This window comes from Streptomyces flaveolus, from assembly GCF_000716535.1.
Taxonomy (GTDB): Bacteria; Actinomycetota; Actinomycetes; order Streptomycetales; family Streptomycetaceae; genus Streptomyces; species Streptomyces flaveolus_A.
The window spans coordinates 1-2,537 of record NZ_JNWV01000112.1; the positions used below are offsets into that span (position 1 = coordinate 1).

Below are 2,537 nucleotides of genomic sequence, written 5' to 3' on the forward strand. Positions count from 1 at the left end.
GTGCAGGACCATGAACATGGTGGAGCCGGTGGAGCGGGCCAGGTCCTTCAGCGCGCGGTGGGTGCGGGCCGGTATGTGGAGGTCGACCAGGTCGCCGGTGTGGGAGGCGACGGCCGGGCGGGGGCGGTCCAGCGGGAGTTCGAGGATTTCGGGCAGGCCCGACAGCTCCTGGCGCCAGAAGTCGAGTTGGCGTGAGAGGAGGCTGTCGGGGTCGGTGTCGTCGCCGAGGACGTCCTGCTGCCACAGGGCGTAGTCGGCGTACTGGACCGGCAGCGGCTCCCAGGAAGGCGTGCCGGGCGGCTGCGGCCAGCGCCTCGTCCAGCCCGGCCGACGTCACCCGTGCCGTGCCGAGCTCGACGCCGGCCTGCTCGGCCGGCAGGACGCGCTGCCGTGGCACGCCGTCCACGGCCGGGAACACGGTCCGCAGGCTCTCGTGCCGGGCGACGACGTCCCGTACGGCGTCCCGCATCGCGCCGGGGTCCAGGAGGTCGTCGGCGCGCAGGGCGAGCGGTACGTTGTAGGTGGGGCTCGGGCCTTCCAGGCGGTACAGGAACCACAGCCTGTGCTGGGCGTGAGAGAGCGGAATCATGACATCTCCTCGGACCTCTTCATCGGCCGCAGCCTGGGCCGGGCCTTCTCGGCACGGGCCAGGCGGGTGACGAGGGTCTCCGCGGTCGGGTTCTCGAACAGGGTGCGCAGGCTGGTCTCGGCCTCGAAGACCGTGCGGATACGGCTGATCAGGCGGGTGGCGAGCAGCGAATGCCCGCCGAGCTCGAAGAAGTTGGCCTCCGGGCCGACCTTCTCCAGGCCCAGCACCTCGGCGAACAGTGCGCACAGGATCTCCTCCTGTGCGGTGCGCGGGGCCCGGCCCGGGCCGTTGTGGTCGCCGTACTGCGGAGCGGGGAGCGCTTTGTGGTCGAGTTTGCCGTTGGGGGTCAGGGGCAGTGCGTCGAGCGGCACGATCGCCGACGGGACCATGTACTCGGGCAGGCGTTCGGTGGTCGGCGCGTCCGACGAACTCCAGCCGGCCGTCGGCGGTCCAGCGGACCACGTCGCCGGTGCGGTACAGGCGGCCCCCGGGCGCGCCGAACGGGTCGGCGACGAACCGGCCCGCCGTCAGGCCCGGACGGTTCAGATAGCCGCGCGCCAGACCGGCACCGCCCAGGTACAGCTCCCCGGGCACGCCGACCGGGACCGGACGCAGCCGCGCGTCGAGCACGTAGGCGGTGGTGTTGTCCATGGGGGCACCGATCGGCGGGGTGCCCGCGTAGTCGTACGGGCGGCGGACCGGGTGCCGGGTGGCGAACGTGGTCGTCTCCGTGGGGCCGTACACGTGCACCACCCGGGTGTCCGGGCAGCGCTCCGTCACGCGGCGCATCGCGGCCGCCGACCCCGCCTCGCCGCCGGTCCACACCTCACGCACACCCGACAGCGGGTCGCCCGGCTCCTCGGCGAGCAGGTTGAACAGGGCCGTGGTCAGGAACACCGCCGTGACCCCGTCGCGGGTCAGCTGGGCGCGCAGGAAGCCGAGGTCGGTCTCGCCCCGGGGCGCCACGACGACCTCGCCGCCCGCGAGCAGCGGTACCCACAGCTCGTACGTCGAGGCGTCGAAGGCCAGTGGCGAGTGCAGCAGGACCCGCTCGTGGGCGCCGCCCGCGAAGGACCGGTCGGCGGCGAGGGCCACGATGTTGTCGTGGGTGACCACCACGCCCTTGGGAGTGCCGGTCGACCCGGACGTGAACATCGCGTACGCCAGCCGGCCCGGCTCCACCGGCACCGCCGGGTCGTGGTCCGGCATGCCGTCCGCGTCCGGCGTGAGGACCCGGACACCCGGCGGGAGCTCCAGGTCGTCCCGGTCGGTGACCACGAGCGGAGCGCCCGCCTGCGCCAGGACCAGCCGCAGCCGGGCGGCGGGGGAGCGGACGTCGAGCGGGACGTACAGGCCGCCGGCCTTCAGGACGCCGAGGATCGTGACGACGGCGTCGAAGGAGCGGTCCAGGTACAGGGCGACCGGGGTCTCCGGTCCCACTCCCTCGGCGAGCAGCCGGTGCGCGAACCGGTTGGCCCGCCGGTCCAGTTCGGCGTAGCTGAGGGTGTCGTCGCCGGACCGCAGGGCGACGGCGTCCGGGGTGCGGGCCGCCTGCGCGGAGAACAGCGCGGGCAGGGAGCCGCACGGGACCTCCCGGGCGGTGTCGTTCCAGGTCCGCAGCACCGTACGGCGCTCGGTGCCGCCGAGCACCGGCAGGGCGCCGATCGGCTGCCCGGGGTCGGCCGCGGCGGCGTCGAGGAGCCGCACCAGCCGGTCCGCCAGGGCTGCGGCGGTCGCCCGCTCGAAGAGGTCCTCGGCGTACCCGAACGTGCCGGTGACGCCGTCCGGGCCCTCCCGCACATTCAGGATCAGGTCGAACTTCGCGACTCCCGCGCTCAGGTCCTCCGCACGGGCGTGCACGCCGGGCAGCCGGGCCTCGCCCTGGGCGTTGTTCTGCAGGACGAGCATCACCTGGAAGAGGGGGTGGTGGGCGAGGGTGCGGGTGGGG

The 2,537-nt window shown here is 74.1% G+C and carries 1 protein-coding gene and 2 pseudogenes; all 3 read right to left on the bottom strand.

The features are described from left to right. Positions 1-273 (bottom strand): condensation domain-containing protein (locus tag OO52_RS53885; protein WP_348539060.1); only part of this gene is annotated, 273 nt, incomplete at its 3' end. Positions 274-397: 124 nt separating this feature from the next. Beyond that, positions 398-2,296, bottom strand: a pseudogene (locus tag OO52_RS51330) (amino acid adenylation domain-containing protein); the annotation flags it as partial. Continuing rightward, positions 2,276-2,497: pseudogene (locus OO52_RS54930) on the bottom strand (hypothetical protein); the annotation flags it as partial. The pseudogenes OO52_RS51330 and OO52_RS54930, both read right to left, overlap by 21 nt. Positions 2,498-2,537 lie beyond the last annotated feature (40 nt).